Annotated in this window: 26 protein-coding genes and 1 pseudogene; 16 read left to right on the forward strand and 11 right to left on the reverse strand. The window is 66.8% G+C overall.

The features are described 5' to 3' along the window. Positions 1–205: 205 nt before the first annotated feature. Positions 206–1,399 (forward strand): acyl-CoA dehydrogenase family protein, encoded by a 1,194-nt coding sequence (locus ACPUD7_RS02200; RefSeq protein ID WP_135541819.1) that lies wholly within the window; start codon positions 206–208, stop codon positions 1,397–1,399. A gap of 38 nt (positions 1,400–1,437) precedes the next feature. After that, the gene (locus tag ACPUD7_RS02205; RefSeq protein WP_135541817.1) at positions 1,438–2,583 is read left to right on the forward strand and encodes an acyl-CoA dehydrogenase family protein; all 1,146 of its coding nucleotides are present in this window, start codon (positions 1,438–1,440) and stop codon (positions 2,581–2,583) included. Between the two features lie 135 nt (positions 2,584–2,718). Here the strand turns inward: ACPUD7_RS02205 and ACPUD7_RS02210 are convergent, their stop codons facing one another. The 4 genes from ACPUD7_RS02210 to pyrE form a co-directional block, all read right to left on the reverse strand. Then, complete coding sequence (locus ACPUD7_RS02210) at positions 2,719–3,348, reverse strand: TrmH family RNA methyltransferase (protein WP_135541816.1); 630 nt, start codon at positions 3,346–3,348, stop codon at positions 2,719–2,721. Beyond that, on the reverse strand, positions 3,345–4,853 hold the full coding sequence (locus tag ACPUD7_RS02215; protein WP_425118990.1) for an ABC transporter permease: 1,509 nt from the start codon (positions 4,851–4,853) through the stop codon (positions 3,345–3,347). Before ACPUD7_RS02215 ends, ACPUD7_RS02210 begins: the two co-directional genes overlap by 4 nt. Further along, positions 4,853–5,734 (reverse strand): ABC transporter ATP-binding protein, encoded by an 882-nt coding sequence (locus ACPUD7_RS02220; RefSeq protein ID WP_135541812.1) that lies wholly within the window; start codon positions 5,732–5,734, stop codon positions 4,853–4,855. Before ACPUD7_RS02220 ends, ACPUD7_RS02215 begins: the two co-directional genes overlap by 1 nt. Before the next feature lie 185 nt (positions 5,735–5,919). After that, positions 5,920–6,486: an orotate phosphoribosyltransferase gene (gene pyrE, locus ACPUD7_RS02225; RefSeq protein WP_135541811.1), complete on the reverse strand. Its 567-nt coding sequence runs from the start codon at positions 6,484–6,486 to the stop codon at positions 5,920–5,922. A 246-nt stretch (positions 6,487–6,732) separates the two neighbouring features. Between pyrE and ACPUD7_RS02230 the strand changes: the two are divergent. Next, a pseudogene (locus ACPUD7_RS02230) lies at positions 6,733–6,924 on the forward strand (GlsB/YeaQ/YmgE family stress response membrane protein); the annotation flags it as partial. Positions 6,925–7,113: 189 nt separating this feature from the next. Here the strand turns inward: ACPUD7_RS02230 and ACPUD7_RS02235 are convergent. Genes ACPUD7_RS02235 through ACPUD7_RS02245 form a run of 3 tightly spaced genes read right to left on the reverse strand, consistent with a single transcriptional unit; the run spans position 7,114 to position 8,610 of the window. After that, entirely contained in the window at positions 7,114–7,527 is a 414-nt protein-coding gene (locus ACPUD7_RS02235; RefSeq protein WP_425118991.1) for a hypothetical protein, read from the reverse strand. Next, a complete protein-coding gene (locus ACPUD7_RS02240) occupies positions 7,520–8,050 on the reverse strand; it encodes a hypothetical protein (RefSeq protein WP_205683383.1) in 531 nt (176 codons plus the stop codon). Before ACPUD7_RS02240 ends, ACPUD7_RS02235 begins: the two co-directional genes overlap by 8 nt. Continuing rightward, positions 8,047–8,610: an RNA polymerase sigma factor gene (locus tag ACPUD7_RS02245; protein ID WP_135541848.1), complete on the reverse strand. Its 564-nt coding sequence runs from the start codon at positions 8,608–8,610 to the stop codon at positions 8,047–8,049. Before ACPUD7_RS02245 ends, ACPUD7_RS02240 begins: the two co-directional genes overlap by 4 nt. Before the next feature lie 250 nt (positions 8,611–8,860). Here ACPUD7_RS02245 and ACPUD7_RS02250 point away from each other — a divergent pair, with 250 nt between their 5' ends. Genes ACPUD7_RS02250 through ACPUD7_RS02270 form a run of 5 tightly spaced genes read left to right on the forward strand, consistent with a single transcriptional unit; the run spans position 8,861 to position 11,136 of the window. Continuing rightward, entirely contained in the window at positions 8,861–9,325 is a 465-nt protein-coding gene (locus tag ACPUD7_RS02250; protein ID WP_425118992.1) for an Asp23/Gls24 family envelope stress response protein, read from the forward strand. Between the two features lie 36 nt (positions 9,326–9,361). Next, positions 9,362–9,544 (forward strand): DUF2273 domain-containing protein, encoded by a 183-nt coding sequence (locus ACPUD7_RS02255; RefSeq protein ID WP_135541803.1) that lies wholly within the window; start codon positions 9,362–9,364, stop codon positions 9,542–9,544. A gap of 4 nt (positions 9,545–9,548) precedes the next feature. Continuing rightward, positions 9,549–9,947 (forward strand): Asp23/Gls24 family envelope stress response protein, encoded by a 399-nt coding sequence (locus tag ACPUD7_RS02260; RefSeq protein ID WP_425118993.1) that lies wholly within the window; start codon positions 9,549–9,551, stop codon positions 9,945–9,947. After that, positions 9,944–10,546 carry a DUF6286 domain-containing protein gene (locus tag ACPUD7_RS02265; RefSeq protein ID WP_425118995.1) on the forward strand — a complete coding sequence of 201 codons (603 nt, stop codon included), beginning with the start codon at positions 9,944–9,946 and terminating at the stop codon, positions 10,544–10,546. The genes ACPUD7_RS02260 and ACPUD7_RS02265 overlap by 4 nt, the downstream gene beginning before the upstream one ends. Next, positions 10,543–11,136 (forward strand): alkaline shock response membrane anchor protein AmaP, encoded by a 594-nt coding sequence (locus ACPUD7_RS02270; protein WP_425118996.1) that lies wholly within the window; start codon positions 10,543–10,545, stop codon positions 11,134–11,136. The genes ACPUD7_RS02265 and ACPUD7_RS02270 overlap by 4 nt, the downstream gene beginning before the upstream one ends. Before the next feature lie 546 nt (positions 11,137–11,682). On the opposite strand, the gene ACPUD7_RS02275 is transcribed toward ACPUD7_RS02270, so the two are convergent. Together ACPUD7_RS02275 and ACPUD7_RS02280 are read right to left on the reverse strand one after the other, a co-directional pair. Next, complete coding sequence (locus ACPUD7_RS02275; RefSeq protein ID WP_240690033.1) at positions 11,683–12,534, reverse strand: SDR family NAD(P)-dependent oxidoreductase; 852 nt, start codon at positions 12,532–12,534, stop codon at positions 11,683–11,685. Beyond that, positions 12,531–13,355 carry a thioesterase family protein gene (locus ACPUD7_RS02280; protein ID WP_425118997.1) on the reverse strand — a complete coding sequence of 275 codons (825 nt, stop codon included), beginning with the start codon at positions 13,353–13,355 and terminating at the stop codon, positions 12,531–12,533. Before ACPUD7_RS02280 ends, ACPUD7_RS02275 begins: the two co-directional genes overlap by 4 nt. 141 nt (positions 13,356–13,496) lie before the next feature. Here ACPUD7_RS02280 and ACPUD7_RS02285 point away from each other — a divergent pair, with 141 nt between their 5' ends. The 7 genes from ACPUD7_RS02285 (at position 13,497) to ACPUD7_RS02315 (ending at position 20,793) form a co-directional block, all read left to right on the forward strand. Continuing rightward, positions 13,497–14,291, forward strand: a complete 795-nt coding sequence (locus ACPUD7_RS02285) for an exodeoxyribonuclease III (protein ID WP_135541794.1) — start codon at positions 13,497–13,499, stop codon at positions 14,289–14,291. A gap of 117 nt (positions 14,292–14,408) precedes the next feature. Continuing rightward, entirely contained in the window at positions 14,409–15,326 is a 918-nt protein-coding gene (locus ACPUD7_RS02290) for a GTP pyrophosphokinase (RefSeq protein ID WP_240690031.1), read from the forward strand. Between the two features lie 64 nt (positions 15,327–15,390). Further along, a complete protein-coding gene (locus tag ACPUD7_RS02295; protein WP_425118998.1) occupies positions 15,391–16,269 on the forward strand; it encodes a DUF5926 family protein in 879 nt (292 codons plus the stop codon). A gap of 86 nt (positions 16,270–16,355) precedes the next feature. Further along, positions 16,356–17,129, forward strand: coding sequence for a glycosyltransferase family 2 protein (locus ACPUD7_RS02300; protein ID WP_425118999.1), 774 nt, complete (start codon positions 16,356–16,358; stop codon positions 17,127–17,129). Then, entirely contained in the window at positions 17,126–18,064 is a 939-nt protein-coding gene (gene pheA / locus ACPUD7_RS02305; RefSeq protein ID WP_135541788.1) for a prephenate dehydratase, read from the forward strand. Before ACPUD7_RS02300 ends, pheA begins: the two co-directional genes overlap by 4 nt. Positions 18,065–18,187: 123 nt before the next feature. After that, positions 18,188–19,957, forward strand: coding sequence for an FAD-binding dehydrogenase (locus ACPUD7_RS02310; protein WP_425119000.1), 1,770 nt, complete (start codon positions 18,188–18,190; stop codon positions 19,955–19,957). Then, a complete protein-coding gene (locus tag ACPUD7_RS02315; RefSeq protein ID WP_425119001.1) occupies positions 19,954–20,793 on the forward strand; it encodes an SDR family oxidoreductase in 840 nt (279 codons plus the stop codon). The genes ACPUD7_RS02310 and ACPUD7_RS02315 overlap by 4 nt, the downstream gene beginning before the upstream one ends. 7 nt (positions 20,794–20,800) lie before the next feature. Here ACPUD7_RS02315 and ACPUD7_RS02320 read toward each other — a convergent pair whose 3' ends face one another. Together ACPUD7_RS02320 and ACPUD7_RS02325 are read right to left on the reverse strand one after the other, a co-directional pair. Further along, positions 20,801–21,733 (reverse strand): NAD-dependent epimerase/dehydratase family protein, encoded by a 933-nt coding sequence (locus tag ACPUD7_RS02320; protein WP_425119002.1) that lies wholly within the window; start codon positions 21,731–21,733, stop codon positions 20,801–20,803. A gap of 75 nt (positions 21,734–21,808) precedes the next feature. Further along, positions 21,809–22,588, reverse strand: coding sequence for an enoyl-CoA hydratase (locus tag ACPUD7_RS02325; RefSeq protein WP_425119003.1), 780 nt, complete (start codon positions 22,586–22,588; stop codon positions 21,809–21,811). 115 nt (positions 22,589–22,703) lie between these two features. On the opposite strand from ACPUD7_RS02325, the gene ACPUD7_RS02330 reads away from it, so the two are divergent. Then, positions 22,704–24,281, forward strand: a complete 1,578-nt coding sequence (locus tag ACPUD7_RS02330; protein WP_425119004.1) for a Na+/H+ antiporter — start codon at positions 22,704–22,706, stop codon at positions 24,279–24,281. The last annotated feature ends 126 nt before the right edge of the window (positions 24,282–24,407 follow it).

Genomic DNA, 24,407 nt, shown 5'->3' on the forward strand with positions numbered 1-24,407 from the left:
ACCTGCACACCCCTCGCCTTCCACAATCGAAGCTCCCAGACGTCGCTCCCGCACCCAGTCTTCTCGCGCCCACAGCTTCGAACCACAGGCACATCCCGCTGTCACCTCACCTCCGTGGGCCAGTTCTGCCCCTACCCACTTGTGAGCCCGAACACCGAAACGTACTATGGGAACTAAGTTACCGAACGATCAATCAGGAGATTCCATGGACACCTTGCTGAATGCAGAGGAGCGCGAGTTCGCGCAGAAGATGCGTCAGTTCTACCGCACGGAGATCCCCGAGGAGCTGCGCTTCAAGGTCGCCACCGGCCAGGAGCTGACCAAGGACGACATGGTCACCTCGCAGCAGATCCTGAACAAGCACGGCTACGCGGTGCCGAACTGGCCCGTCGAATGGGGCGGTCAGGACTGGACTCCGGTGCAGCGCCACATCTGGCTCGAAGAGATGCAGCTGGCCTGCGTTCCGCAGCCGCTGCCGTTCAACGTCTCCATGGTCGGTCCCGTCATCGCGACCTTCGGCAGCCAAGAGCTCAAGGAGCGCTTCCTTCCCGCCACCGCGAACATCGACATCTGGTGGTCGCAGGGATTCTCCGAGCCCAACGCCGGTTCCGATCTCGCTTCGCTCAAGACCTCGGCCGTGCGCGACGGCGACAAGTACATCGTCAACGGCCAGAAGACCTGGACGACTCTGGGCCAGTACGGCGACTGGATGTTCAACCTCGTCCGCACCGACCCGGATGTCAAGAAGCAGGCCGGCATCTCCTTCCTGCTCATCGATATGAAGACCCCCGGAGTCACGGTCCGTCCGATCCAGCTCATCGACGGCGGTCACGAGGTCAACGAGGTCTTCTTCGACAATGTCGAGGTCCCGGTCGAGAACCTCGTCGGCGAAGAGAACAAGGGCTGGACCTACGCGAAGTTCCTGCTCGGCAACGAGCGCACCGGGATCGCCCGCATCGGCGCCTCCAAGGTCAACCTCGCACGCGCCAAGGCCTATGCCGCGGTGACGAAGACCGCTCGGGGCACTCTGCTCGAGGATCCCCTGTTCTCCGCCCGCCTGACGAAGATCGAAACCGAACTCACCGCGCTCGAGATGACCCAGCTGCGGATCCTCTCCACTCAGGCCGCCGGTTCCGATAAGCCGGACCCGCGTTCGTCTGTCCTCAAGCTCAAGGGCTCGCAGCTGCAGGAGGACATCTCCGAACTCCTCGTCGATGTGCTCGGCCCGCAGGGTCTCGACTTCGTCTCCGACCGTGTGCAGGGACAGGGCCTGTCCGATCTGCCCAGCGCAGCGGTCGACGCCCTGCCCACCTACTTCAACACCCGCAAGGTCACCATCTACGGCGGTTCGTCCGAGGTGCAGCGCGGAATCATCTCGAAGGCACTGCTCGGTCTCTGAGGTACCGACGCTCATACGATTTCTCAAAGAGGACAACAATGGATCTTGAACTCAACGACATTCAGCAAGAACTCGCCAGCACTCTGCACAAGTACCTGCGCAGCGAGTACGACACCGCCACGCGCGAAGAGATCCTTCGCAGCGAAGAGGGCATCTCCCGCGAGAAGTGGCAGGCTTTCGCCGAGATGGGTCTGCTCGGACTCGCCATCCCGGAGTCCTACGGCGGCGCGGACATGACCTTCAACGAGGTGGCCGTGGTCGCCGAGGCGTTCGGTCGCTCTCTCGTGCTCGAACCGTACCTGGCCACCGCGGTCCTCGGCGCGAACGCGGTCCTCCTCGGAGGCAGCGAAGACCAGAAGCAGGCAATCCTGCCCGGCGTGGCCGAAGGCCAGACCTTCCTCGCTCTCGCCGCCCTCGAACCGGGACAGCGCTACGCCGTCGACACCCCGCAGACTCAGGTCTCCGGAGCCGACGGCAGCGTCACCCTCACCGGTGAGAAGATCAGCGTCCTCGGTGGAGACGTCGCCGATCACTTCATCGTCACCGCCACGCAGAACGGTGAACTCGGCCTCTACCTCGTCGCCGCCGACGCCGAGGGTCTCAGCCGGGTCGCCCACCGCCAGGCCGATGGACTCGGAACCGCGAACCTCAAGCTCGACAACGTCGCGGCACAGCGTCTCGACGCTGCCGACGCCAACGCGGTCCTGTCCGAGGTCATCGACCTGGGCAATGCCGCGATCATGGCCGAAGCCGTCGGTGCGCTCGAGGCCTCCATGACGATGACCGCCGAGTACCTGAAGACCCGTGAGCAGTTCGGCGCGCCCATCGGTGCGAACCAGGCGCTGCAGCACCGGGCTGCGGACCTCTACGCCGAGCTCGAGTACGCACGCAGTATGGCTCTGTATTCGCGCCTGGCCGTGACCTCCGAAGTTCCCGGTGCCGAGAAGGACCGCCACCGCGATGTCATCGCCGCGAAGATCGTCGTCGACCAGGCTGCGCGCAACATCAGCCAGGAGTCGATCCAGATGCACGGCGGCATCGGCATGACCATGGAATACCCCATCGGTCACTACGCCAAGCGCCTGACGGTCATGACCCGCACCTTCGACGATGCGGACTCGCTGACGGCTGAACTCGCCGAACTCGGCGGGCTGATCGAACCCCACGCCGCCGACCTCCGCTGATCCGCACCGCGGCGAAGTCCGACGCGGTCGGAACAGTGAAGCGCCGAGGTGACACGGAATCTTCCGTGTCACCTCGGCGCTTCTGCATTCTCCGCCGAAGCCCCCGGCGATTCGTCGGCCAGGAGGCTCGTCGGATCAGCCCACGGGCTGGTCGAAGACGTGGCGGCGCACCCACGAGTGCATGGTGATCGCGGCGGCGGCCGCGGCATTCATCGACCTCGTCGACCCGTATTGGGCGATGGAGAGCACGTCTCGGCTCGCCTGGTGCGCTTCCTCGCTCAGCCCCGGTCCTTCCTGACCGAACAGGAGCAGGCACCGTCGGGGCAGGTCGTAGGTCTCGAGCGGAACAGAATCCGGGAAGTTGTCGATGCCCAGCAGGGGCACGTCGTTCTCGGCGCACCAGCTCAGCAGGTCGTCGACGCTCGGATGGTGGATGACGTGTTGGTACTTGTCGGTGACCATCGCGCCCCGCCGGTTCCACCGGCGTCTGCCGACGATGTGCACCGCTGCGGCGTTGAAGGCGTTCGCGGTGCGCACCACCGAACCGATGTTGAGGTCGTGCTGCCAGTTCTCGACTCCGACATGGAAGTCGTGCCGAGCGGCGTCGAGGTCGGCCACGATCGCATCGTGCTTCCAGTACCGGTATTTGTCGACGACATTGCGCCGGTCGCCTTCGCGCAGAAGCTCGGGGTCGAAGCGCTCTTCCACAGGCCAGGGGCCGGTCCAAGGACCGACCCCCACCTGCGGTTCAGCGTTCTCGGTCACTTCTCGTCGCGGGGCTCATCCGCCGACTTCGCGTCCTCGCCTGCGGCTGATCCGCTCTCAGCGGATTCCTTCGCCGAGGCGGCTGCGGGCTGCGCGTCGTCCGCATCGTCCGACTTGGCATCGTCCGACGCCTCCGCGTCGTCCTTCTTCGCGGACACCGATCCGGCGCCGACCTTCTGCGCGCGCTTGCTCATCTTCACGGTCCGGCCTCCGCGTCCGCCTCCGCTGAGGACCGAACGCACATAGGCACCCGAGGCCAGCGCGTGGACGATGACCGCGAGCAGCAGGGCGATGCCGGCGGCGATGAGGCCCTCCCACCACTCGGCCTGGCCTGCGAAGAAACGACCGGCGATGCCCAGCGGCGAGGTGAAGGGAGTCCAGGACAGGACCTTCGCGGTCATGCCCGTCGGACCGAGGATGACCGGAGCGAAGAACCCGGCGACGGTGATGACGCCGACAATCGAGACGAAGGTCGTGCGCGCCTTCGATCCGACGACGGTCGAGGCCCAGACCAGGAGGGCGAAGACCGACCACGCGGTGAGCAGCAGGGTGAGTGCGAACCAGCCCAGACCCGGCAGCATGGCGAAGGCCAGCGAGGTCTTGCCCGACAGCGAGAGGCCGAGTTCGACGATGACCGCTGCCACAACGATGTGGACGATGACCAGGGACAGCATGCCCGTGATCCGTCCCGAAGCGGAGGCGCGCGGCGGAACCGTGGCCGCGATGATCTCCGTGATCCGATTCCGCTTCTCCAGCCGCAGGTTCTGATACAGGGAGGTGCCCAACGTCGCGATGACGAGGAGCGCGAACGCAACCATGCCCCACAGCAGCGGTGTGGCCACCGTGCCCTCGACCGCCGGGGTCTTCAGCAGAGTCGCCTCGGTCTTCGGGGCGAGCTTCTCCAGCAGCGCTTCGGGCTGCTCGTCAAGAGCGATGATCGTCGGCTGGGCCTGACCGGTGGGGTCCTGGATGAACGCCGCATCGACCTTGCCTTCGCGCACGAGCTTCTCCGCCGCGGACGCATCCTTGGCGTCGGTGATCTTCACCCCCAGCTGCTGTTCGTACATCTGGGCCTGTTCGCCCACCCCGACCATCGCCATGGTCGGCGTGCCCGAATCCTTCTGCGCGTCAGCGACGATGCCGGTGATGATCGCGGCGAGCACGCCGAGGATGATCACGCCCGCCGTGACGAGGAAATAGGGGCTGCGCATCGCCGTGGTCGACTCCCGGTTCGACACGAGCCATGCGGCTTGGCGGTTGCCGACATCGACGAATTCAGAGACGAGTCCGGTCTCCGGCAGTTCGTCGGGGTCGGGACCGTCCTCGGCGAGTTCGACGGGAACGTCGTCGGGCTCGGCGGAGCCGTTCTCGACGGTGTCGTCCTCGGTCACTTCGATGTCGTCATCGAGAGGGACACCGAGGTCGTCGATGCCGTCGCCGGCTGTGCCCTTCGACACGAGCGGTTCCGGGGACTCGTCGTTCGCACCTTTGTCCTTGCGCGCCATTACAGAGCCTCCTTGTACTGCTCGGCCAGTGTCGGGCGGACACTTTCGAAGTTCTTCACACTCTTGAGCTCCGCCACTGCCGCGGCGGCGGTCTTCGCGTCATCTGCGCGGAAGCTCACGACCGAGCCCTCACCACGGGAGACGCTCACATCGCTGATTCCGGTCCGGGACGCCAAAGCGGACTCTGCCGCCTCGGTGTCGGTGGTCTCGACGCGGTAGCGCGGATCGCCGAGCAGCTTCTCCACGCTGCCGGACGCGGTGACCTTGCCCTGACCGAGGACGATGACGTCATCGGCGAAGGTCTGTGCGGCCTCCCAATCGTCGGTGGCGAGGATGACGGGCACGCCCGAGGAGGCGTGCGCCCGCAGCAGCGACATGACCAGACGCAGCGAGGCCGCATCGAGGCCGGCGAAGGCATCGTCGAGCACGACGACGTCCGGGTCGGCCGCGAGAGTGGCGGCGATGTCGACGCGGGCGATCTCGGCGCCGGAGAGATTCTTCAGCGGGGCGTAGCCGCGGTCGGCGAGGTCGAGGTGCGACAGCAGAGTCAGCGCATTGCGTTCGGCCGCGCCCAGAGTGATTCCGTGCAGGCGGGCGAGGTAGACGATCTGATCGATGACGCGCATGTTCGGGTAGCCGCCGCGCTCTGCGGGCAGGTAGCCGAAGTTCTGGCGGTCACCGAAGTCGAGTTCGAAGTCCTCGAGTTCGACGGTGCCCTCGTCGGCGGCGATGAGACCCATGATGACGCGCACCAACTCGGTCCGGCCAGCCGACCGGGTTCCCACGATCGCGGTGATCCGGCCCGCCTCGGCGGTCAAACTCACCTCGTCCAGATATGTCCGCTTTCCCTTGCGCAGGGAAACCTCTTTCAGTGTGAGCACGCGTCATCCTTACTGTTACATCAGGCGATACTAAGGGAGTGTCTCATCTATCGTGTTGAAATGAGAGACATGTTTCAAACCACGTCCTCGATTTCGACTGAATTGCCAGTCGAGTCCCAGGTCGTGATCGGCGGACCGCAACTGCGCCGAGGAGGAGTGCGAACCCCACCTCGCCGAGGCGGCCCTCAGTCGAGTCCGAGATCCGCGGTCGTCAGCGCGGTGAGGTACGGGATGCCGGTGGCTTCGACCCGTTCCTTGGCGCCGGTGTCACGGTCCATGACCACGGCCACGGCGACCACCTCGGCGCCGGCTTCCCGGAGTGCCTCGACCGCGGTGAGCACGGATCCGCCCGTCGTCGACGTGTCTTCGACGGCGATGACGCGCTTGCCCTTGACGTCGGGGCCTTCGACCTGGCGGGACATGCCGTGCTTCTTCGCCTCCTTGCGGACGACGAAGGAATCGACCGGGGTGCCGCGGACCACGGAGCGGTGCATGACCGCGGTGCCGACGGGGTCGGCGCCCATGGTCAGTCCGCCGACGGCGTCGATCTTCTCGAGCAGTCCTGCGGATTCGAGCAGATCGAGGACGACATCTCCGATGAGCGGGGCAGAGCGGTGGTCGAGCGTGACCCTCCGCAGATCGAGGTAGTAGTCGGCCTCTCTGCCGGAGGAGAGAGTCACTCTGCCGCGGACCACGGCAAGTTCGTCGATGAGGTCGAGCAGTTGTCGGCGAGTGTCAGCGCTGTCGGTCATGGTCTCCAGTCTAATGTGCAGGCCATCGGCGACCATTCAGCGCCGTCCCAGCGATCACGGTCCGGCGGCCCGGCTGCGGAAGATCGCTGCCCGTTTCTGCGTGAGGATTCGGCCCCGACTGCGTCTGTACCGATGTCATAAAGAATCAACGCAGGTTGGCACTCTTGACGGGCCCCGGTTGTACAGTTGAGACTGAACCGTGCAACCCAGCCGGTCAAGTGCCTCAGAAGGGACGTGAGCAACATGGGTTTCATCGCATATCTCATCCTCGGCGTCATCGGCGCCATGCTCGGCGGTTGGCTCGGCGGCGCGATCTTCGGCGCGGAGATGGACAAGTTCTTCTCGCTTTCGACTTGGCTGTGTGCGATCGGTGGTTCGCTGATCGTGCTCATCGTCTGGGGACTCATCACCGGACGGTCGAAGGCCAAGTCCGCCTGAGTCCGCTCCGGACAGCCGCAGCGCCGGCTCCCGGACATCCGCAGCCACGGTGCCTGGGAGCCCGGCGTACGCGGAAACGGCCCAGAAGAAGTTGAGCAGTCCAGTGTCGAGCTGGGCTGCTCAACTTCTTCTGGGCCGTGATGCTGTCTGCGCTGTCTGCCGTCCAGCCGGCGGGCGGGCTGGCGGGGCTCAGCGACCGCGGCTGACGACGCGAACGTCGATGTCGATGTCCCCGACGGGTCCGTCGATGAGGGCCCGGAGGTCGACTGCGATGACGGCGAAGAGTTCGTCGACGATCTCGGACACGGACCGACTGTCGTCGAGGTGAGCGTCGACGCGGACACTCCAACCGTCGTCCGAGCGGGCGACATCGACGCGAGGCGGCCCTCCTGCGGGTCTGCGCATCACGCGTGCGGCAGCGGTGGCGACCATGTCGCGCAGTCCGGGCGCCAGACCGGTGACTCCGCCGATTCCCGTGACCGACTCGGTCAGCTGTGTCGAGATCACGCGCTCTCCGTTCTCCTGTGCGCCCGCACCGGTCGACGGGCCCGCACTCGCCTGCGCCTCGGCCGTCTTGCCTGCGCTCGTCCTCGGCTCAGTCATCTGCGGCCTCCTCGCTGCCGGCAGCGCGGCTGCCAGCTGCATCTGTGTCGGCATCTTCGCTGACGAAGACGTCTTCGGCGGTGATGTCGATCCGGTTCGCCGGGATCCCCAGCTCCGCGTCGAGGTCACGGGCGATGGCGCGCCGGACCTCCTCCGCGGCGGGGACGAATTCGACCCCGGCCCGCATGGCCACGGTCAGGCCCACATCGGCCGTGCTTCCCTCCGGTTCGCCGCTCGGAGTCACGGTGACACTGCGGGCGCGGATGCCGTCCACGGCGTCGACGGCCGCGCGGACGATCTCGCGGACCGTGGCCGTCGTGATCCGGAAGGGGTTGCCGCGTTCGCTCAGCAGCCTCGTCGAGGGTGCGAGCACCGCATCGTCGCGGACGAGTCGGAGGATCCGCTCGCGCAGCCCTGCCGAGTCCTCGGGGTCGGGCTCGAAGGCTCCCATATATTCGTCGATGACAGCGCGCAGGCGGGCATCGGTCTCTCCCGTTGCCGCATCGGCGGTCTCGTCGCTCATACCCAACCTTCCATCCCCTCGGCGATGGCGACTCGGGCGCGGTGGATGCGACCGCGTACGCTGCCTTCGCTGATTCCCAGGGTCGCAGCGACCTCGGAATAGCTGAGACCCTCCATCTGATGGAGCACCCACGTTACACGCTGTTCCGAGGACAGCGTCTGGAGGATTTCGGTGAAATGCTCGAGTGCGGTGCGTGCTTCGACTGATCTCTCGACCGAGGCCGCACCGTCCGAATGGTGCCCCAAGTCCTCGGGGTCCGAAGCGTCGGCGGGCCGGGCCGAACGGCGTCGCAGCACATCGGTGCAGCGGTTCGACGCCATCCGGTAGATCCATGTGCCGAAGGCCGCGGGCTCGGCGAGGGCATCGAGGGACTTCCACGCCTGCACGAGCGTGTCCTGAACGACGTCCTCGGCATCCTGCCGGTCACCGAGCGTGCGCAGGGCGAAACGCAGCAGCTTCCGCTCGTATTCGTCGACGAGCGCTTCGAAGGAGGCGATGTCGCCTTCTCGGGCACGCACCACCAAGGTGACGATGTCGAAGCGACTGTCTCCCCTGGTCATACCCTCATCGTAAGGCACTCGCGGTGAGATGCCGATCGGTCGGCGAGCGAGGAACCCGCCGGGCCGGAACAGTGCGAAACAACCGGACTCGGCGAGCGCCATCAGCCGGATTCGCCGAGCCTCTCACCGTGCCGCTCGCCGAGCCTCTGAGAATTCTTTGCGAAATCTGCGTGAGGATCTCCCACCATCTGCGTCTGTACCTATGTCAGCACCTCTCGAAGACACCACCCGACCGAAGGGACCCGAAGAAATGTCAGAGAACAAGCAGAACGCCTCGACCAGCCAGATCCCGGCCGAGGATTCCGTGCGCAGCCCTCTCGTGACCGACATGGGCACGACCTCCATCGCCGAGAACGTCGTCGCCAAACTCACCGGCATCGCCGCACGTGAGGTTCCCGGCGTCCACGGCATGGGCACCGCCGCACGCCGAGCCTTCGACACCCTCACCGACCGCATCCCCGGCTCGCAGACGAACGTCTCCGGCGGCGTGTCCGTGGAGAAGGGTGAGAAGCAGACCGCCATCGACCTCACCATCGTCGTCGAGTACGGCACCTCCATCGTCGAGGTCGCCGAGGCGATCCGCCGCAACGTCATCCGCGCCGTCGAGACCGGCACCGGACTCCAGGTCGTCGAGGTCAACATCGACGTCGCCGACGTCCACCTGCCGGAGGACGACGAGGAGCCGCCGGCCAAGGACTCTCCCGAACTCAGCTGACCCCATCCGCAGCACCACCTTCGCAGAAGGAACGCCATGTCGAAAACACTCATCGGACTCCTCGTCGGACTGACCTTGGGAATCGTCGCCTACTTCGGCGGTTTCCTCGCCTTCCTCGTCGTCGCGATCTGCGGCGGTCTCGGCCTCGCCGTCGGCCTCGTCCTCGACGGACGCCTCGACCTGTCCGCGCTGAGTTCGCGTTCGACCACCCGGAGGTAGGGCCGTGTCGTCGACTCCTGACACGACCACGGCTCCGGCCCCTCGCCGAGGCGGTCTGACGATCGCGGACAAGGTCGTCGAGCGCACCGCCGGGCAGATCCTCAAAGACCTGCCCGGCGTCGGCGGCACGAGCGCGGGCCTCTTCGGCATCGGCGCGAACTCGAGCCTGGAGACCCGCCCTGCCGTGGACGTCACCCTGTCCGGACGCAGCTGCACTCTCGCCGTCGACGTGGGGCTGAGCTATCCCACCCCCATCGCCGAGGCGACCGATCGGGTGCGCACCACGCTGAGCACCGAAGTCGAACGTCTCACCGGCGTCACCGTCCGCCAGGTCGACATCGCCGTGCGGTGGCTGCGACCGGCCGCTGCCGGTTCGGATCGAGGAAGGAGGACCCTGCAATGAGCTCTCGTCTCCTGCGCAAGCGGCCATCACGCATCGGCCCCGCCGTGGTCGTCGCGCTGCTGGTGCTGCTCCTGGCCGTGGGGCTCGGCTGGTTCGCGGTCGCCGCCATCGTGGCCTCCGGCACCGTGGATGCGCCGCTGTTCGGGACGGCAGCCGGGTCCGGAGCCACCTCCGCGGATCCGTCTTCTGGTCTCGGTGGGCTGTCCGCATTGCACTGGAGCTCGGGAGTCGTCATCGGCACCGGCCTCATCGTTGCGCTGCTCGGACTCATCGCACTCCTCCTCGGTGTCTCGCCGGGTGCGCGCCGGATCACCGGGGTGAAGGCAAACGCGCCTGATCACATCGGTGATCTCGAGGTCGCCGTGCCCACCTCGGCGCTGTCGCAGATCGCGGCCGCCGCAGCCGACGAGGTCGACGGCGTCAGCGGAGTCAAGGCCTCCTCGAACGCCACCTCGACGATCGTCACGTTCTCCACCCCGATCCGCGATCACGAACCGATCCGCGCCGAGGTCGAGGCCGCCGTGCGGCAGCGCTTCGATGCGATCTCGTTCGACCGCGTACCCACAGTGAAGGTCCAGGCACGAAGGAGTCAGTCATGAGACGCACGGCCGCTGCCGCGAACCGCACGGGGCTCATCATCGTGGGCCTCATCGCCCTGTTCCTCGGACTGGCCGTGCTCGCCATCGGATTCGGTTTCGCCGCCGCTTTCCTGCCTTCGCTGCAGGCTGATGCGAGTCTCGACCCGGCGACAGCAGTGCTGGCCCTGCCGTATTCGGCGGTGATTGCCCTCGTCGTCGCGGTCATCCTCGCCGTCATCGCCTTGCGTTGGCTGGCCGTGCAGGTGCCCAGGAAGGACTTCGCGAAGCCCTTCCGGATGCAGGCCGACGCCCGGACGGGACTGACGACGATGAACGCGGAGGTCATCGCCGAGGCGGTCGCTGACGATCTCGAGTCCACCGACGGGGTCGTCGACGCACAGGTGATCCTGCGCGGGACCGCCCGCAGTCCGGAGCTGCTCGTCCACATCGACGCCGATGAACGCGCGGACATCGATGCGCTCATCGCCGAGGTGGCCGACCGTGTCGCGGGCAATGCCTCCCTGGCATTGGGCGCCCCGCTGCGGGCCGTGGCGGTCGAAGTCGGCATCGCCCGCACGCGTTCCCGCCGCCAACGCACCGTCAGTCTGTAGCCGCTGCCCCAAAATGCAGGTCGCAAACGGATACTTTCCGGGCTCAGAAATGTCCGTTTGCGACCTACATTTTGGCGGAAGTATCCGATAGTGACCGCAAGTTCGGCGGTCGGCAGCATGAACTCCGCGAAGAGTTGTGGACGACAAAGACCCTCTGCGAGGAGTTGTGAGTGGCAAAGCCCCTCCGCGAAGCGTGATGAATGACAAAGACCCCGGGGCGCTCAATCGCGACATCCCGGGGTCCTCGCAGCACTCCCCTCGAGTACCCGGACGCATCCCCATACGTCCGTTATGTTCACCCGATCCCCACCGGGCGAACACCATAATTTGACCACACTTTCGCACCGCTTGTAAAGAATCTCACCACTTGTCTCATCTCGCCCGCGAACCTATAGCACAGAAGATGGCAGAATAGAACCCCTGGTCACAGGCTCAGTTCGAGGTAGTTCACTTTTCAACCGCACTTCGCTGGGCGGACGAAAATTGCTGATGGGCCACACCTCGAGACGGCTCTCCCGCGAAGCAGGACGTGGCGTCGTCGATCGTTCAGCGACCGTCACGACGGGCGAAGGCGAAACCGTTCGATCCCCACCTCATGAGCGGACGCGGCACCAGCGGAGCAACGAGACCGGCCAGCCGATAACCGCGCCCGGGGACCGAGACGACCTTGCCCGCACGAGCATCACGCAGCGACTCCCGCACGACCTGGTCGACGCTCAGCCAGAGCAGACCGGGACCGGGACGGGCGACACCGAGGCGTTCGTGGAATTCTGTCCGGATGAACCCGGGCAGAACGGCGGTGACCGTCACCGGACTGTTCCGCAGCTCCCCGGCGAGCGCCTCGGTGAACACGAGCGTTGAGGCTTTCGACGCGGCGTACTGGCCCATCGTCGTCACCGCCGCCAGGGAGGAGACGGTGACGATGCCGCCGCGGCCGCGGGCCCGCATCCTCCGTGCCGCGAGCAGCGACAGTTCTCTCACGGCACCGGTGAGCACCTGATCCTGATCATTGAGTGCGGCGATGTCGGACTCCAACAGCGATCCGCGCAGTCCGTAGCCGGCGTTGTTGATGAGGACATCGATCTGCTGCGTGTCGATGACCTCGGCGACTGCGTCGATTCCGTCCCTCCTCGCCAGGTCGGCGGCGACCACCTCGGCGTTGATCGCGTGAGCGGCACCCAGCTGATCGGACAGTTCCCGCAGTCGCCGTTCGTCACGGGCGACGAGCACGAGATCATAGCCATCGCCGGCCAGGGCCCGCGCATAGCCGCGCCCCAGACCGGAACTCGCCCCGGTGATGAGGGCACGCGGTCGAGGCATCCGGCCCCGCCGCGAAGCGGCATCGTCACCGGCTTGCGACGATGCGGTTCGCGGTGCCTGCGGGGCCCTGTCGGTCATACCGCTCCGCGGCCTCTGCGCACTGTCAGGGACTGCACGGCGGTGCCGATGGGGCCGTCGGCGTCGCTGAGCACGCTCGTGGTCTGGCCGAGTCCGGTCGGGCCGAACGTCACCTGCGTATCGAAGCCGACCCACCCGGCTTCGGGCTCCCGGGTGAGGTGGATGGAGAGGTCGACATTGGGGAAGAAGGTCGTCTTCGGGTCCTCACGCACGGCCAGGCCGTTGGCGGTGTCGACGTACTTGACGAAGGCCGCGGTCGGAGGGTCGGTCTCGCCGTCGACGAGCGGGTAGGGGCTGCGCACCCACGACTGGGCATAGCCGGGGTGGGCGTCGGCTCCCTGTCTGCCTTCGAGGGACGCGATGTAGCCGCCGCCCCAGCGGTTGGTGAACGGGGCCTGGGGCATCTCGGACACGGCGGGCAGCGGCTGCCATTCGTCACCGGCGACCGCCTCGGTGTCGGAAGCCAGCAGTCGCCAGGCGCGAGCGATGATGCTCGTGCGCTCACCATGGCGCATCCGGGCTTCGACGAGTTCGATGGTCCGGCCGGGGCGGATGACCTCGACGTCGATGGTGAACTCACCGGAGTGGATGACGCCGAGGACGTCGAAGGTCACCCGCGAGACCATCTTGTCGCTGGGCAGGCGGCGTTCGATCTCGGCGAGGACGATCCCCGAGGCGGGCGCGAGGTGCTGCTCGCCGGGCTGCCATGCGCCCTGACTGTGCAGGGTCGAGACGAAGCGGTCCTCGGACAGACGCACATAGTAGGAGTCGGGGTACGCGGCGCCGTCGTGGCCGAGATGATCGTTGGGAGCGTCAGGCATGGCACCAGCTTATCGACTCGCGGCCGTGCGGTCGGCGCAGGGGCCCGGCAATCGCCGCCCCCTCCGGCGGGCGACCTGCGATCACGTTGCCGGGGGCCGGGTGCGCTTTCTCCTCCGGGGCCGACCGCTTAGGGTGGGAGGGTGAGAATCGCTACGTGGAATGTGAACTCGATCCGCGCCCGCCACGATCGCATCGGGGCCTGGCTGGATCGTTCGGATGTCGATGTCCTGGCCATCCAGGAGCTCAAGTGCAAGGATGCCCAGTTCCCCGAGGAACTGTTCACCGAGCGCGGCTATGAAGTCAGCTTCCATGGCCTCAACCAGTGGAACGGCGTGGCCATCGCCTCCCGCGTCGGACTCACCGACACGGAGATCGGCTTTGCGGACATTCCGGCCTTCGGTGCGGACGAACCCGTCGTCGAGGCTCGCGCCCTGGCCGCCACCTGCAACGGGGTGCGCGTCTACTCCCTCTATGTGCCCAACGGCCGCGAACTCGATCACCCGCACTACGACTACAAACTCGAGTGGTACCGGGCGCTGACGAGCGACATCGCCGCCCAGCTGGCAGACGAACCGGAGAAGAGACTCGTCCTCTGCGGTGACTTCAACGTCGCCCCGCTCGACGAGGACGTGTGGGACATGGCCGAATTCGACGGCGCCACGCACGTGTCGGATGCCGAGCGCAGAGCCTTCGACGACCTCCTCGGAGCCGGCCTGAGCGAGGTCACCCGCCAGTTCACTCCCGGACCCGGCGTCTACACGTTCTGGGATTACCAGAAGCTGCGTTTCCCGAAGAAGCAGGGCATGCGCATCGACTTCCAGCTCGCCTCACAGTCGCTGGCCGCGACCGCCTCAGCCGGCGAGATCGACCGCGAAGAGCGCAAGGGCAAGGGCGCGTCCGACCACGCACCGGTCATCGTCGACTACGACCTCTGAACCACCTCCCGGTCGTCCGTCTCACCCCTTGGCCCCGCCTGAGCAACATTAGCGACACAGCCATAGACATCTCCCCGGTCTTCTGGTGAAGTTGAACCAGGAGCTAGGAAGGTGACGATGATGTCAGCAACTGTCCGCGAACTGGTCGACGAAGCCTACGACCGGCGTGAGTCCACCTGGAGGGCCGCCCTGGAGACGGTCAACGACTGGGTCGAGTCCGTCCGCGCCTCCTCCTCTCTGCTCTCCGGCGACCGAGTGCGCGTCGTCGACGGTCGGATCAAGGACCGGATGCGCACCGGTGAGAAGCTGCGACGCAAACTCGCCGACGCCAATGACGAGATCCACGAATCCGTCGAAGTCGAAAACCAGGTCATCGACGTCGTCGGCGCTCGCGTCGTCTGCCGCACCGAACGCGAACAGCTCGCCCTGTGGGACCTGCTCACCGAGGCGAACGACGACGCGAACCTCTCCATCGCCGAGGTGCGCGACTACTCCGCGACTCCGAAACCCTCCGGATACCGCGGTCGCCACCTCATCGTCGAAGTCCCGTTCGACTCCGAGCCCTCCGTCCTCGTCGAACTGCAGCTGCGCACGATCCTGCAGGACGCGTGGTGCGTCCTCGCCGAGGAGCACCTGTTCAAACCCGGGCAGGCCCTGAAGTCCGACGCCCAGCAGGAGAGACTGTCCGTCATCCTCGCCGGTCTCATGGCCCAGGCGGATTCCGTGGCCGGTTTTATCGCCGATGACGTCGGAGCGTACCTGGGCATGGGCAATTCCGCCCCACCACGCACCTTCGCCGAAACGGACGAACCGACCGAGCCGGCCATCGAGGTCACGATCCGCGAACTCAACCACTCCTACGTCCTCGCCGCAGATGAAGTCGGCCGGCACGGCATCATCCAGCTCGAGACGCTCGGGCTGACTCCCGACAACCCCGAACGCTCAGCCTTCCCGCACCCCGGTGACAAGCTGCAGGTGCGTATGGACGAGTCCAACAACACTCGATACTTCATTCCCGTCGCCCGCGACCGCTGAGCGGAGCGGCGCGGCGCCGGACCCTCCCGGCGCACTCACGGCGCACCGACTAGACTTGCGTCCCATGGGAAAGAAGTCGAAGCGCTCCAAGGAAGAACTCATCGCCAAACGCCTCGCGAGGGCGCAGGCCACGGCTTTCGTCGCACGTCCGTTTGCGGACCTGCCGTTCGAAGCCGACATCATCTGCCTGCGTGAACTCGTGCCCGCGGCGACCGCGACCGCGAAGCTCACCGAGGAATACGGCGGCCATGAGGTGACGATCGCCTCGCTCCTGCCGGCTGCCTGGCAGGCCTGGCGTCGTGATGACGGCGAGATCATGGCCGGCATGCAGGTGCCGGTGTCCTCGACCGACGCCTCCCGCGATGTTGCCGGCGGCATCCTCGCCGCCGTCGAGGCGGAGCCCGGCACCTCGATCGAAGCGACGACCGAACCCGGTGCGGGTCCGCGCCTGCAGGACATCCTCGACACCTCTCACCCGTTCGACGTCCGCGTGCTCGAATCCTTCGACTACTGGGCGCTGCCCGAGGCCGAGACCGACCCCGAGGTCGGTGCCGCCCTGCAGCAGGCCAACAACTCGGTCGCCCCGACCGAGAAGCTCGCCTCGGTCGACTCCGCCTACTGGACCGAGATGTCCGGACGCACCTATGTCCGCTGGGCCCGTTCCGAGGGCGAGGATCGCGTCGTCGATGCGATGGCCCGCCTGCAGGCCGAGAACGGCAACGACCTCGGCGGCATCGGCTCCTTCCTCGGCTACTTCCGCGCCCACGGGATCATCATCCCCGTCTGGGAGCTCGAGTTCGGCACCCGTCCCGACGATGTCGAAGAGCCCATCGCCGCCTTCGGCAAGACCATGGACGAGGCGCTGAACACGACCGAACCGATGAGCACGGAGGCCCGTCGCGTCCGCTCTGGAATCGTGTCCCGCCAGCTGACCATCCACTGACATCCGCCACCCGGCCGGGCAGGCCGGGCACGGATCCGACCGTGCTCGGCCCCGCCTCGGCGCCGGTGTCGGACAGGAGCACCCGCATGAGCGCACACCCGCACCCCGCCCCCGAGGCGGTCGCCGCCATCGTCCCGGCGATGAACGAATCCGAGCGCATCGCCGCCACGGTGATCGCGGCCAAGCAGATTCCCGGGGTCGACATCGTCCTCGTCGTCGACGACGGATCGAGCGATGACACGGGGACCGTGGCCCGTCGGGCCGGCGCCGAGGTGATCACCCACCCGAAGAACAAGGGCAAGGCCGCGGCCATGATGACCGGGGCGTTCGCGCTGCGCAACCGGGAGATCTCCGACGCCGACCCGGGTCTCGAGCCGAAGCATCGGGCGCTGCTGTTCATCGACGGCGACCTCGAGGACTCCGCCGTCAACACCGCTCCCCTGGCCGCACCCGTGCTCGCGGGCGAAGCGGACATGACGATCGCGATCCTGCCGGAGCAGAAACGCAAGGGCGGGGGCTTCGGATTCGTCGTCGGGCTCGCGAAGAAGGGCATCGCCGAACTCAGCGGCTTCGAGGCCACTCAGCCACTGTCGGGCATGCGCTGCCTGTCCCGGGAGGCCTTCGACACGGCCCTGCCGTTCGCCGCCGGATGGGGTGTCGAAACGGCCATGACCATCGACGTCGTCAACGCCGGCCTGCGCGTGGAAGAGGTCGAATGCGACCTCCACCACCGCGTCACCGGTCGCGACCTCAAGGCGCACCTGCACCGCGCCGCCCAATACCGCGATGTCGCCCGCGCCATCCTCGTCCGCCGCATCCGCGCCAAGCGGAGCCACCAGCAGAAGGAGACCGGCAAGTGAGTCTGGCCCGTTTCGCCTACCTCGGCCCCGAGGCCACGTTCACCGAGGCGGCTCTGCTGAGCTTCCTCGACTCCCGGAATCTGCGCGCGACGGCCTCGGCACAGCCGATGCGCAATGCCGCCGCCGCTCTCGATTCCGTCATCGAAGGCGACTGCGATGCCGCAGTCGTTCCGATCGAGAACTCCGTCGAAGGCGGGGTGCCGGCCACGATCGATGCCCTGACCGAGCACGGTCGGCTCCAGATCATCGCCGAGGTGGTCGTGCCCGTCCGCTTCGTCCTGGCCGTGAAGCCGGGGACCGCCGCCGAGGAGGTCACGTCCTTCGGCTCCCACCCGCACGGTGAGGCACAGGTGCGCGCGTACATGTCCGAACACTTCCCCGATGCCGTCTACCTGCCGACCTCGTCGACGGCCGCTGCCGCCCGCGACCTGGCCAACGACGCCGGTGACCATGTGGCCGCCGTGTGTCCCGCCCTGGCCGCGCAGCGCTACGGGCTCGACGTCCTCGCCGAGGACATCGGCGACCGCAAGGACGCCGTCACCCGTTTCGTCGTCGTCACCCGTCCCGGTGCCATTCCCGCACCGACCGGGGCGGACAAGACCACCATCGTCGCGGCTCTGCGATCGGACCGGGCCGGTTCGCTGCTCGAACTGCTCGAACAGTTCTCCAGCCGCGGTGTGAACATGTCGCGCATCGAATCCCGACCGACCGGCGACGGGCTGGGTCTCTACCAGTTCTCGATCGACCTGCTCGGGCACATCCACGAGGCGCGGGTGGCCGAGGCGCTGCAGGGCGTTCATCGGTCCGCGCTCAAACTCGCCTTCCTCGGCAGCTACCCGAGTTCCGACGGAGTCCTCGTGCCGATCGACCCGACGACCTCCGAGGAGTCCTTCGCCGCGGCAGCCGACTGGTTGGAGCGCACCCTGGGCGGCTGAGTCTGCGATACTGATTCCTACTGAAAGGTAAGTGTGCGCAGATTGCCAGAATCCGGCCTGTTTTTGGCAATCTGAACCCACTGAACGTCGGTTCGGCCGACGGAGACGACAGAGGAGTCGACGATGAGCACAAACGGCCACCCATCCCCCGATGCGATCATCGTCGGCGCCGGACTCGCCGGTCTCGTCGCCGCCCATGAACTCACCCGAGCCGGCAAACGCGTCGTCATCCTCGACCAGGAGAATCGCGCCAACCTCGGCGGGCAGGCGTTCTGGTCACTCGGCGGGCTCTTCCTCATCGACTCTCCCGAACAGCGTCGACTGCGCGTGCACGACTCGCTCGAACTCGCCCGCGCCGACTGGGCCACCTCGGCGGGATTCGACCGCGAGGAGGACCACTGGCCCAGACAGTGGGCCGAGGCTTACCTCGAATTCGCGGCAGGAGAGAAGCGACAGTACCTGCGTGACCTCGGCCTGCGCCTGACTCCGATCGTCGGCTGGGCCGAACGCGGCGGCTCCGGAGCCGCCGAACACGGCAACTCCGTCCCCCGCTTCCACCTCACCTGGGGCACCGGCCCCGAGGTGGTCCGCGTCTTCCGCGAACCCGTCGAAGCCGCCGAGACGGCCGGGCTCGTCGAGTTCGGGTTCCGACACCGCGTCGATGAGCTCCTCACCGAATCCGGCACCGTCGTCGGTGTCCGCGGTCGCACGCTCGCGCCCAGCCACACGGCTCGCGGGGTGGAGTCGAACCGCGAGGAGGTCGCGGACTTCGAACTCCGTGCTCCCGCCGTCATCGTCACCACCGGCGGGATCGGCCACAATTTCGACCTCATGAAGAAGTACTGGCCGGTCGACCGCCTCGGCGAGTTCCCCGACACGATGCTCGCCGGTGTGCCCGCTCACGTGGACGGACGGATGCTCCAGATCGCCGAGGATGCCGGGGCGAGCCTGATCAATCGGGACCGGATCTGGGCGTACACGGAGGGCATCGAGAACTGGAATCCGATCTGGCCCGGGCATGGGATCCGGATCATTCCCGGACCCTCGTCGATGTGGTTCGATGCCGAAGGCAACCGGTTCCCAGCCCCGAACTATCCCGGTTTCGACACGAACCGGACGATGCGCACAATCCTCGACACGGGGTACGACTATTCGTGGTTCGTCCTCAACGAGTCGATCATCCGCAAGGAATTCGCGCTCTCGGGTTCGGAGCAGAACCCGGACATCACGGAGAAGGACATCCGGATCACGCTCGACCGTGTGCGCTCCTCCGATGCTCCCGCGCCGATCGAGGCGTTCAAGAAGTACGGTTCCGACTTCGTCGTCGCCGATTCGACCGAGGAACTCGTCGCCCGGATGAATGCACGCTCCCGCGGGCCGGTCATCGATCACGACCACCTCGTCGAGCAGATCCGGCAACGGGACCGCCAGACCGCGCACCCGTTCTCGAAGGATGCGCAGGTGCAGGCGATCCACAATGCCCGCGCCTATCTGGGGGACAAGATCGTGCGCGCGGTCAAGCCGCACGAAATCCTCGATCCCGAGCACGGGCCGCTCATCGCGGTGCGGCTGAGTCTGCTCTCGCGCAAGACCCTCGGCGGGGCGGAGACGAACCTCGACGGTCAGGTCATCGGCGCTGCCGGCGGCACTGCCGGAGGCGGCACACCGATTCCCGGGCTGTTCGCAGCCGGTGAGGTCACCGGATTCGGGGGCGGCGGAATGCACGGCTACAACGCACTCGAAGGCACGTTCCTCGGCGGGTGCATCTTCTCGGGGCTGCGGGCCGGACGCGCGGTCGCAAACCAGACCGGTGCCGGCGCACCCGGACGAGGGAATGACGCATCAGGACGTGGGCACGGCGATTCCGCGCTCCCAGGGGGAGAGCGAGCATGACGGGCACTGCGCGACCGGACCTCACCGTCCTCGTCACCGGCGGCACCTCGGGTATCGGCAGAGCCGTCGTCGAAGCACTCGCGGCCAAGGGCTGCACCGTCCTCACGACGAGCCGCAGCCCGGATCGGCTCAAGCCGACCGACACGATCCCCGGAGTCCGGTACCTGCCGCTCGACCTCGCCGACCCCGAGGGGCCGGACCGGCTGGCCGAGGATCTCGATGCGATCGGCATGCGCGAGAGCATCGATGTGCTCGTGAACAATGCCGGCGAGAGTCAGTCCGGTCCGTTCGAAGAGCTGCCCGCCGATGCCGTCGAACGCCTGTTCCGCACGAATGTGTTCGGGCCCGTAAGGCTGAGTCAGCTCGTTCTGCCCGGAATGCGCGAACGACGAGCGGGCCGCATCATCATGGTCGGGTCGATGCTCGCGAGTTTTCCGCTGGCTCACCGCAGCTCCTATTCGGCGTCGAAGGCCGCTCTGCGCGGATTCGCCACGGCCGCCCGGCAGGAACTCTCACCGTTCGGGGTGTGGGTGAGCACCGTCGAGCCCGGATCGATCGCCACGGGCATCGGGCTGCGCCGGACGAAGTACCTCGAGGAGGGATCGCCCTATTCGGCGGATGTCACGACGATGCTCGAGCGGCTCGATGCCAATGAACGAGGCGGCATCTCGGCCGAGACAGTCGCGGCCACGATCGTCGACGCGATCATCTCGCCCAGGCCGCGGGAGTTCTACGCCGTCGGCAGCCGGGCCCCGCTGCCGTTCCTGCTCAAACGTGTGCTGCCGCGTTCGCTGATATCGAAGATCGTCGCCGCCCAGCACGGGCTGAAACGCTGAGACGGGCCTACTGGAACCGGGAGGGGATGAGGTGCTGGGTGGTCGAGATCCCGAGCACCCTCTGCTGCCGTGAGAGGTTATAGGTCCGATCGGACTGCAGGTATTCGACGAGGAAGAGCTTCGCACGATCTCCGCGCTTGAACATCCCCTTGATCCGGAGTCCGAGCTTCGCCATGACCAGCGCCTTGTCCTTCGCCACCCCTTCGATGACGACCTGGTCGTAGCCCATCCGCGCAAAGTGAGTGGCCACGGCGTCCTTGAGCCGGTACGGGGTCGGATCCCCGATATTGAACGGACCCGCCGCCGAGGGCACATCGAGGCAGGCGAGCGCGGCCCGCACGACATTGTCGACATGGGTCAGGGTCAGTTTCTGCCGACCGCCTCCGGGCAGACGCAGCACCCCCTTCTTCGCCATGTGGGCGAGGAACGGCATGAGCATCGTCTCGCCCGGGCCATAGACGGCCGCAGGTCGGAGGATCGCGGCATCGGGTCGGATCCGAGCGACGAGCTGTTCGGCCAGGGCATGGGTGCGCGAGTAGGCGTCGGAGAACTCGCCGGGATCCTTCGGTCCGGCTTCCTCCCACAGTTCGGTGTGGAGTTCGCTCGGCGGGTACACCGTCGTCGACGACAGGTGGACGATGCGGGCCTTCGGGAAGGCGTCGAGGACGTTGCGCGTACCCGTCACCCGCACCTCATAGAGTGCGTCATCCTCAGCGCTCACCGAGGCGATCCCGGCGCAGTGGAAGACCGAAGTGACCTTCCCCGCCAGGGACGTCACCGCCGAAGGGGCCGGCTCGGTGATGTCCCACTGCTGGAAGTTCACTCCGGGGATGCCCGGGTCTCTCCGGCCCAGAGCGTAGACGGTCTCGTCCCTCTCCGCGAGAGCACGCGCGATGGCACCGCCGATGAAGCCGCTGGCTCCGGTCACTATCACCGCCACGTTGATCCCCTTCTCATCCGTGCCTCACTGCGGCACATCCCGACGCTGTCGAAGTTCTCGCGACATCGCGGGCGCTCATCCGCGGTGCTGCCACCGCGGCTCGCGCTTGCTCAGGAAGGCGTCGATCCCTTCCTGAGCATCGGTGCCGACAGCATTGTGTGCCATCACCTGTGACATCCGCGCATACGCCTCGGCCACAGGCAGTTCACGCTGCTCGTAGAACGCGGCCTTGCCTATGGCAACTGTAGCCGACGAGGCGGACGCCACTTTCCGAGCGAGATCCGCCGTGCCGGTCTCGAGGTCGTCATCGGCGACGACGTCGGAGACGAGACCGAAGGCCAGCGCATCCTCGGCGGAGACGAAATCACCGGTCAGCAGCATCCGCATCGCCTGCTTCGCCGGCACCGCGCGGGAGAGGGCGACCATCGGCGTCGAACAGAACAGGCCGATCTTCACTCCCGGAGTCGCAAACCGTGCCGACTCCGCGGCGACCGCCAGGTCGCAGGCGGCCACGAGCTGGCATCCGGCCGCCGTCGCCACCCCCTGAACCTGTGCGATGACCGGCTGCGGAATGGTCTGGATGAGCTGCATGAGACGAGAACAGGCGTCGAAGATCTCCTGCTGCGCTTCAAGATCCGCCCCACGGATCTCCTTGAGATCATGACCGGAGCTGAAGACGTGACCGGCGGAGCCGACGATGACTGCGCGCACATCGGTGCGGCGGCCCACCTCGGCGAGGGTGTCGATGAGGGCTTCCATCACCTCGAGGGACAGGGCGTTGCGTGTGGCCGACCGGTTGATCGTCACGGACGCGACTCCGTCGTCGAGCGGCGCGAATACAATTGACTCGGACATAGCCATATTCTGCCAAAGGTCAGGCTCGCAGCGCGGAATCTGGTCGACCGTTTTCGCTCATCCCCGTCCGCGCGGCCTTCCCGGTGCGGGTCCAGCGGAGTCGAGAGGGACCATCATGACCACTTTGCTGATGATCATCGGATTCGGAGCAGCTACCTCGGTGGTGGTCGGATTGGGGCAGAGACTCAGACTTCCGTGGCCGGCGCTCATGGTCCTCATCGGCATCGCCGGTGCCTTCATCCCCACCTTCGCCGAGGTGGGCATCGACCCCGAACTCGTGCTCCCCCTGTTCCTGCCGCCCCTGCTCTTCGCCGCGGCGCAGAAGACGTCGTGGGCACTGTTCGCGATCCGGTGGCGCACGATCCTCGGCATGTCCGTGGCCCTGGTCGGGGTGACCGTGGCCGCCGTCGCAGGCTCCGCCGTCCTCCTCATCCCCGGCATCACGATCGCCGCGGCCATCGCCCTCGGCGCGATGCTCGCCCCACCGGACCCCGTCGCCGTCGACGCGGTCGCCGGCACCGTGTCGATTCCGCGCCGCATCATGTCGACCCTGCAGAGCGAGGGACTGTTCAACGACGCGGCGTCGCTGGTCATCTTCCAGACCGCGATGGCCGCGGTGCTGGCCGGCACCGAGGTCGACTACGCAGATCTGGCTGTGTCATTCATCGTCTCCGCCACCGTCGCGGTCGCCGTCGGTCTGGTCCTGTCGTTCGCGGCGTGGTGGGTGATGGAGAAGATCGACCACACGGTCGCCCGTTCCTCACTGATGCTCGTCCTGCCCTTCGGCGTCTACCTCGTCGCCGAGCACCTCCACGCCAGCGGCGTGATCGCCGTCGTCGTCGCCGCACTCGAGGTCCGTCGCCGCGACACGGAAGGCAACTCCGCGGCACGCGTCACCCAGAACTCGACCTGGCAGGTCCTCGAGATGCTCATCACCGGCATCGCCTTCGGCCTCATCGGACTCGATCTGCGTCTCATCATCGAATCCGAGCATGCCGATCTCGGGCGGGCGCTGCTCATCGGCGGGCTCATCGCCGTCATCGTCATCGCCGTCCGCTTCATCTGGCTGCTCCTGGGCACTCTCATCGAGCGCAAGCGCCGGGAGATCGACCCCGATGCCGCTCCGCTGAACGTCCGCGATGCCACCCTGATGACCTGGGGCGGGATGCGCGGTCTGGCCACGGTGGCTCTGGCCCTGTCGATTCCCGCGACCACGCAATCCGGGATGCCGTTTCCGGGCCGGTCCTACATCGTCGTCGCTGCGGCCATCGTCCTGCTCGTCACCCTCGTTCTGGCGGGACTGACCTTCCCCGCTGCGGTGGCGGGCCTGGGCATCGACGACGAGGCGGAGAAGGAGCATCAGGCCACGAAGGCGATCGCGATGCGCGCCTACAAGGCGGCGATGCGCGAGATCAGGAACGACGACAGCCTGCCCGACGAGGTGGTCGAACCGCTGCGGGCCAGGTTCAAGCTCCTCCACGACCAGCTCAGCGGAACCACCGATGACCAGGCGAACTCCGAGCAGGTGACCGCGTTCAAGGAACACCGTGAGCAGATGCTGCAGGTGCAGAAGAGGGCGATGCAGACCGCCCGCGCCGAGGTGCTCGCCGCCCGACGTGAACGCGGCACGGATCCGGAGATCGCCGACAAGGTCCTGCGTCGCTTCGACCTCCAGTCCGTGCTCGCGAACTGAGCCGGACGCGTTGGTGTCGGCGATACGGGACGGCGGGCCGCCTCGGCGAGATTCTCGGCTGAAAATAAAGGTTGAGCGGAATAGACTCAACTTTGTTGGTGTTGTTCCATTCGAGAGCTGTGATCA

Source organism: Brevibacterium sp. FAM 24630 (assembly GCF_049804075.1).
GTDB lineage: Bacteria > Actinomycetota > Actinomycetes > Actinomycetales > Brevibacteriaceae > Brevibacterium.